The sequence below is a fragment of the Planctomycetota bacterium genome, from assembly GCA_035384565.1.
In the GTDB taxonomy this organism is placed as follows: domain Bacteria; phylum Planctomycetota; class PUPC01; order DSUN01; family DSUN01; genus DAOOIT01.
In genome coordinates, this window is sequence record DAOOIT010000067.1 from 23,937 (window position 1) to 29,936 (window position 6,000).

Sequence of the window (6,000 nt, forward strand, 5' to 3'; positions counted from 1 at the left end):
GGTTCGGGGTGCCCCGCGGGGCGCCGCGTGAGAGGGTTGGCTCAGCAAACATCGGGCGCGCGGGCACCCTCGCCTGGCATCGTGAGGGCGGACGCCCAAGCTACTGGGCTGCGGGCGACGGGTCGGTGTGGCCGAGGCGCTGGCGGATGTCGCGCGACGCCTGCACAACCCGGGCCGCCATGTCGGCCTTGTGGTGGGCGAGCTTCTGGCGAAGATCGGGGTCGCTGCGGGCGAGAATCTGGGCGGCGAGAATGGCGGCATTGACAGCGCCGCTCTTGCCCGTGCCCATCGTGGCGACCGGGACGCCCTGGGGCATCTGGACCATGGAGAGGAGGGAGTCGAGTCCGCCGGCGAGCCCCGTCTCCATCGGGCAGCCGATGACGGGCAGGGTGGTCTTGGAGGCGATGACGCCGGCCAGGTGGGCGGCCTTGCCCGCGGCGGCGATGAAGAGCTCGATGCCCTGGGCTTCGGCGCCGGCGGCCAGCTCGGCCACAGCGTCGGGCGACCGGTGGGCGGAGAGGACGTGAATGTCGTAGGGGATGCCGAACCGGGCGAGTTGCTCGAGGGCGGCGGTCATCGTGGCGAGGTCGGCCTCGCTGCCCATCACGACGGCGACTTTGCGGGCGGCCATGGCATTCTCCTTCCGGGATGGCGGGGGCGGCGGGGCGCACTATAGCAGATTAGCCCCGGCGGCGCAAGGCACAAGGCTCATCAGGGTTTGACGGTTCTGGCCTGACCGGCCTTGTGCAGGGCGCGAGCACTCCCGCTGCTTGCGGACCTGGCGGGTCCTTGGGAGGAGTGACGTGGAGATAGGGCAACTGGTCACTCGCCCACCGGAGGAGAAGACCGTCTGAAGGCGGGACTCCCAGCAGGTGACGGACTCGTTTGGAGTCCCGCCTTCAGGCGACGTTGCCTTATCTCCACGCCATCTGTCTTTGGGAGGGTTCTGCCGAGTGCCCGGTGGGTGCACCCTGCCCATACTTGCTCAAACCGAGAGGGTGGGGAATTGAGCAAGTATGGACAGATGGGCGAGGATTGGCGATTCTCGCGGCTCCGGCCATATCTGCTCATCTGCGGGGTGAGCAGGTATGTGTGTGGGGGGCGCGAGAGCGTAAGGCATTGCGGCATAGAGGGTTGTGGGGCGGCCCTCGCTGGCGCCGCAGGACCCGTCTCATGCTCCCCGACGGCGGCCACGCGAGGATCGGTGGACTCTGGATGAGGCGGCACAAAGATTTGAATCGCGCGCGGGCGATTGGTATACTATGGCCTTGCCTTACGACCCTGAGGAGAGAGAGAAATCATGTCCAGAGTGTGCGAATTCTGCGGGAAGAGCGTGTCGTTCGGGCGCCAGATCGCGCGGCGCGGCCTGGCCAAGAGCAAGGGCGGCATCGGCCTGAAGACGACCGGCATCACGAAGCGGGTGTTCCGGCCGAACCTCCAGAGCGTGCGCATCACCGACCAGGGCCGCGTGCGGCGCGCCCGGGTCTGCACGGCGTGCATCCGCTCGGGACGCATCCGCAAGGCTCCGTGAGCCGCCGCGCTCCCGCCGCCCCCCTTCTAGACACCGGAGGAGTGCCCGTGGATCAGCAGCCTGCCATCGGCGAACGCAGGGCCGAGGACATCGAGGCCGTCGAGAAGTTGGGCAAGGCGCGGGATATCCTGCTGCGCGAGATCCACAAGGTCATCGTGGGGCAGAGCGAGGCGATCGAGCACCTGCTGTGCTGCCTCTTCGCGCGCGGCCACTGCCTGATGATCGGCGTGCCGGGCCTGGCGAAGACGCTGATGATCAGCACCCTGGCGCGTGTGCTCAAGCTCAAGTTCAACCGCATCCAGTTCACGCCCGACCTGATGCCGTCGGACATCACGGGCACCGAGATCATCGAGGAGGACCACACCACGGGCAAGCGGGCCTTCCGCTTCGTCCGCGGGCCGGTCTTCGCCAATATCATCCTCGCCGATGAGATCAACCGCACGCCGCCCAAGACCCAGGCCGCGCTCCTCCAGTCCATGCAAGAGCACCAGGTCACGTGCAGCGGCGTCACTTACGATCTCGAGCCGCCCTTCTTCGTGCTCGCCACGCAGAACCCCATCGAGCAGGAAGGCACGTATCCGCTGCCGGAGGCCCAGCTCGACCGGTTCATGCTGAACGTGATCATTGACTATCCCACGCGCGACGAGGAACGCGACATCGTGAAGACCACCACGTACGACACCGACGTGGAGGTTCAACCGGTCCTGCGCGGCAGCGACATCCTGGCCATCCAGAAGATCGTCCGCCGCGTGCCCGTCTCCGACCACGTGGTGGACTACGCGGTGAACCTCGTGCGCGCCTCGCGGCCGAAGGACCCCACCGCCCCGCAGTTCGTGAAGGACTGGCTGTCGTGGGGCGCCGGGCCCCGGGCCTGCCAGTATCTCATCCTCGGGGCCAAGGCCCGCGCGATCATCAACGGCCGTTACAACGTCTCGTGCAGCGACATCCGCGCCCTCGCGGTGCCCGTCATGCGCCACCGCATCTTCACCAACTTCAACGCCGATGCCGAAGGCGTGACCTCGGTGGACATCATCAACGAGCTGCTCAAGGTCGTCCCCGAGCCGTCCGAGCCCGACTACGCCAAGAAGCCCAAGGCCGCCGCCAAGGAGGCGGCTGCCGCGAAAGCCTGACGTCTTCGCACCTTCCGCCGTCGAGGGGTCACCGATGCCCGAGCTCACCTATGAGCAGTTCAAGCAGATGGACCTCCGCGTGGGGCGCATCACCGCCATCGAAGAGCACCCCAATGCCAACAAGCTCTACGTTCTGAAGGTGGACCTGGGCGAGGGTTGCGACCGCCAGCTCGTCGCCGGCCTGAGGCCCTATTACCCCGACAAGGCCACACTCCTCGGCAAGCGAATCGTCGTCGTCGCCAACCTCGCGCCGGCCGTTCTCCGCGGCGTCGAGAGCCGCGGCATGCTCCTCGCCGCGCAGACGCCGGACGGCGCCCGGGTCATCATCCTTACCACGGACGACGAGATGCCCCCCGGGTCCAAGGTCCTCTAGCGGGCACAGCCGGTCCTTGCTTCCCCATCGCCCCGCGTCCACACGGAGTCCTTGCCGCCGCCCTTCGCCGCGACATGCGAGGGGCACGCGTGAGGCATCGCCTTTGACTCGCTTCGGGGCCTCTGGTAAGATCGCCGCGTACACGTGACCCGGAGACGTTGTGCCATGGCTCTGCCCGATTCGCTCGGCCACTTCGGCCCTTACGGGGGCATGTTCGTGCCCGAGACGCTCATGCCGGCCCTTCAGGAGGTCGAGGCGGCCTACGTGGCGGCGAAAGCCGACGCGGCCTTCCAGAAGGAACTGGCCTACTACCTGGCCGACTACGCGGGCCGGCCCACGCCGCTCTACTTCGCCGAACGTCTCACGCGCCACCTGGGCGGGGCCAGGGTGTACCTGAAGCGCGAGGACCTGCTGCACACGGGCGCGCACAAGATCAACAACACGATCGGCCAGGCGCTCCTCGCCCGCCGAATGGGCAAGGGCCGCCTCATCGCCGAAACCGGCGCCGGCCAGCACGGCGTGGCCAGCGCCACGGCCGCGGCGCTCTTCGGCCTCGAATGCGTGGTCTACATGGGCGCCGTGGACATGCGCCGCCAGGCCCTCAACGTCTTCCGCATGCGCCAGATGGGCGCCGAGGTCCGCGAGGTCGCGAGCGGCTCGCAGACGCTCAAGGACGCCATCAACGAGGCCATGCGCGACTGGGTGACGAACGTGCGCTCGACCCACTACTGCTTCGGCTCGGTCTCGGGCGTCCACCCCTTCCCGATGATCGTGCGCGACCTCCAGGGCGTGATCGGGCGCGAGACGCGCCAGCAGATGCTCGAGAAGGAGGGGCGGCTGCCCGACGTGCTGGTCGCCTGCGTGGGCGGGGGCAGCAACTCGATCGGGCTGTGGCACGAGTTCGTCGGCGAACCCTCGGTGGCGCTCGTGGGCGTCGAGGCGGGCGGCGAGGGCATCGCCTCGGGCCGCCACGCGGCGCGCTTCGCCGAGCGCACCGTGGGCGTGCTGCACGGCTCGCGCAGCTACGTGCTCCAGGTGAACGAGGGGCAGATACGCGAGACCCACAGCGTATCGGCCGGGCTCGACTATCCCGGCGTGGGCCCCGAGCACGGGCACCTGCACGACACGGGCCGCGCCCGGTACACGTGGGCGACCGATGCGGAGGCGCTGGCCGCGTTCCAGACGCTCAGCCGCCTCGAGGGAATCATCCCGGCCCTCGAGAGCGCCCACGCCGTGGCCGAGGCGATCAAGCTGGCCCCCACGCTGGCCCCTGACACGCTCCTGGTGGTCAACCTCTCCGGCCGCGGCGACAAGGATGTGCAGACCGTAGCCGCGATTCTGGAAGCCAGTTAGCAGTCGGCAGGAGGCAGTCGGCAGTAGCCGTGTCCCTTCGGTCCTCTTTGTCCCTTGGGTCCCTTCTTCATGAACCGCATTGACGCCCTCTACGCCAGGAAGAAGCAAGCAGGTGGCTTTGCCCTCAACGTCTACCTCTGCGCCGGCAACCCGTCGCTGGAGGCCACCGAGGCGCTGATCCTGGAGATGGAGCGGCGGGGCGTGGATGCCATCGAGCTGGGCATGCCGTTCTCGGACCCGGTGGCCGACGGCCCGGACCTCCAGCCCGCGCACGCCCGGGGCGTGGCGGCGGGCATCACGCTCGGCCACGTGCTCGCCCTGGTGCGGTCGCTGCGGCGGAAGAGCCAGATACCGATCGCTCTGATGTCGTACTACAACCCGATCCACTACCGCGGCCCGGCCCGCCTGGTGGCCGAGGCGGCCGCGGCCGGCATTGACGGCCTGATCGTGCCCGACCTGCCGCCCGAGGAGGCCACCGAGCTGATCGCCGCAGGCCGACAGCACGACGTGAAGACCGTCTTCTTCGTCGCGCCCACCAGCACGCCCGAGCGGGTGGCGCTCGTGAAGCGTTCGAGCACGGGCTTCCTCTACTGCATCTCGGTCACGGGGGTCACCGGCGCCCGCACGCAGCTCCCGCCCGAGCTGGCCGGCCAGCTTCGCGACCTGCGGCAGGCGACCGATCTGCCGCTCGTCGTCGGGTTCGGGGTCTCCACGCCCGCGCACGTGAGGGCGATGGCCGAGGTGGCCGACGGATGCATCGTGGGCAGCGCCGTGGCCCGCGTCCTCGAGGCCCATCTCGCCGAGCCGCTCGACGCCCTGGTGCGCGCCGCGGGCGACTTCGTGCAGCCCCTCGCCCAGGCGGCCCATCGGTCCCGAGAATGATCCCCCCTCCGTCGCACCTTCCGACCGCCCGGCGCACGCGCCGGCGGCGTTCGCGCCGCCCGGCGCGGGGCAAGCTCATCGCGTGGCGGCCGGACCTCCGATGGCTCACGGGCCGCTCGCGGCGCGCGCAGCGCAACCGCTTCCTTATCCTGGCCGGCGCCGGGTTGGTGCTGCTCGTGGCCGTGATCGTGTCGCTGGTCGAGCTGTCGGCGCGCGAGCACCACTGGCGCGTGCTCGCCGTACGCTACGCCTACGCCACCGGGCTGCCGCCCGGCCTGGTGGCCGGGGTGATCCGCGCCGAGAGCGCGGGCAGGCCCTCCGCCGTCTCGCGCAGCGGGGCGCGCGGCCTGATGCAGCTCATGCCCGCCACGGCCGAAGAGGTGGCCCGGAAACACGGCATCCGCTACTCGGGGCCCGACGACCTGTTCCGCCCCGACCTCAACGTGCGGCTGGGCACGCTGTACCTGGCCTGGCTGCGCAAGCGGTTCCGCGACGACCCGTGGCTCTACATCGCCGCGTACAACGCCGGCCCCGGCGCCATCGAGCGCCTGCGGTTGAGGAACCCAGAGCTTTCATCGGAGGAACTCATCCGCCAGTGCGCGCCCGCGGAAACGCGCGCCTACGTGCCCACCGTGCTGCGCTACTGGCGCGAAGAAAGCCGCTAGGAGCCTGTCCAAGAATCCGCGTGAGGCTGCGACGCCGCCGATTCGGGCCGCACGCAAGGAGCGAGG

At 69.5% G+C, this 6,000-nt stretch carries 7 protein-coding genes; 6 read left to right on the forward strand and 1 reads right to left on the reverse strand.

Annotated elements, in window-relative coordinates:
* Nucleotides 1–100: 100 nt before the first annotated feature.
* Nucleotides 101–631 carry a 5-(carboxyamino)imidazole ribonucleotide mutase gene (gene purE, locus PLE19_19575; protein HPD17150.1) on the reverse strand — a complete coding sequence of 177 codons (531 nt, stop codon included), beginning with the start codon at nucleotides 629–631 and terminating at the stop codon, nucleotides 101–103.
* A gap of 669 nt (nucleotides 632–1,300) precedes the next feature.
* Between purE and rpmB the strand changes: the two genes are divergently transcribed.
* The 6 genes from rpmB (at nucleotide 1,301) to PLE19_19605 (ending at nucleotide 5,934) form a co-directional block, all read left to right on the forward strand.
* Nucleotides 1,301–1,531: a 50S ribosomal protein L28 gene (gene rpmB / locus PLE19_19580; protein HPD17151.1), complete on the forward strand. Its 231-nt coding sequence runs from the start codon at nucleotides 1,301–1,303 to the stop codon at nucleotides 1,529–1,531.
* A 47-nt stretch (nucleotides 1,532–1,578) separates the two neighbouring features.
* On the forward strand, nucleotides 1,579–2,661 hold the full coding sequence (locus PLE19_19585) for an AAA family ATPase (GenBank protein ID HPD17152.1): 1,083 nt from the start codon (nucleotides 1,579–1,581) through the stop codon (nucleotides 2,659–2,661).
* 34 nt (nucleotides 2,662–2,695) lie between these two features.
* On the forward strand, nucleotides 2,696–3,034 hold the full coding sequence (locus tag PLE19_19590) for a methionine--tRNA ligase subunit beta (protein ID HPD17153.1): 339 nt from the start codon (nucleotides 2,696–2,698) through the stop codon (nucleotides 3,032–3,034).
* A gap of 165 nt (nucleotides 3,035–3,199) precedes the next feature.
* The gene (trpB, locus tag PLE19_19595; protein ID HPD17154.1) at nucleotides 3,200–4,387 is read left to right on the forward strand and encodes a tryptophan synthase subunit beta; all 1,188 of its coding nucleotides are present in this window, start codon (nucleotides 3,200–3,202) and stop codon (nucleotides 4,385–4,387) included.
* Nucleotides 4,388–4,456: 69 nt separating this feature from the next.
* Nucleotides 4,457–5,269, forward strand: coding sequence for a tryptophan synthase subunit alpha (gene trpA, locus PLE19_19600; protein ID HPD17155.1), 813 nt, complete (start codon nucleotides 4,457–4,459; stop codon nucleotides 5,267–5,269).
* Entirely contained in the window at nucleotides 5,266–5,934 is a 669-nt protein-coding gene (locus PLE19_19605) for a lytic transglycosylase domain-containing protein (protein HPD17156.1), read from the forward strand. The genes trpA and PLE19_19605 overlap by 4 nt, the downstream gene beginning before the upstream one ends.
* Nucleotides 5,935–6,000 lie beyond the last annotated feature (66 nt).

Bases quoted from the DNA above. Each gene is read 5' to 3' on its own strand.
- purE (HPD17150.1), bottom strand. From the start codon at position 631: ATGGCCGCCCGCAAAGTCGCCGTCGTGATGGGCAGCGAGGCCGACCTC.
- rpmB (HPD17151.1), top strand. From the start codon at position 1,301: ATGTCCAGAGTGTGCGAATTCTGCGGGAAGAGCGTGTCGTTCGGGCGC.
- PLE19_19590 (HPD17153.1), top strand. From the start codon at position 2,696: ATGCCCGAGCTCACCTATGAGCAGTTCAAGCAGATGGACCTCCGCGTG.
- trpB (HPD17154.1), top strand. From the start codon at position 3,200: ATGGCTCTGCCCGATTCGCTCGGCCACTTCGGCCCTTACGGGGGCATG.
- trpA (HPD17155.1), top strand. From the start codon at position 4,457: ATGAACCGCATTGACGCCCTCTACGCCAGGAAGAAGCAAGCAGGTGGC.
- PLE19_19605 (HPD17156.1), top strand. From the start codon at position 5,266: ATGATCCCCCCTCCGTCGCACCTTCCGACCGCCCGGCGCACGCGCCGG.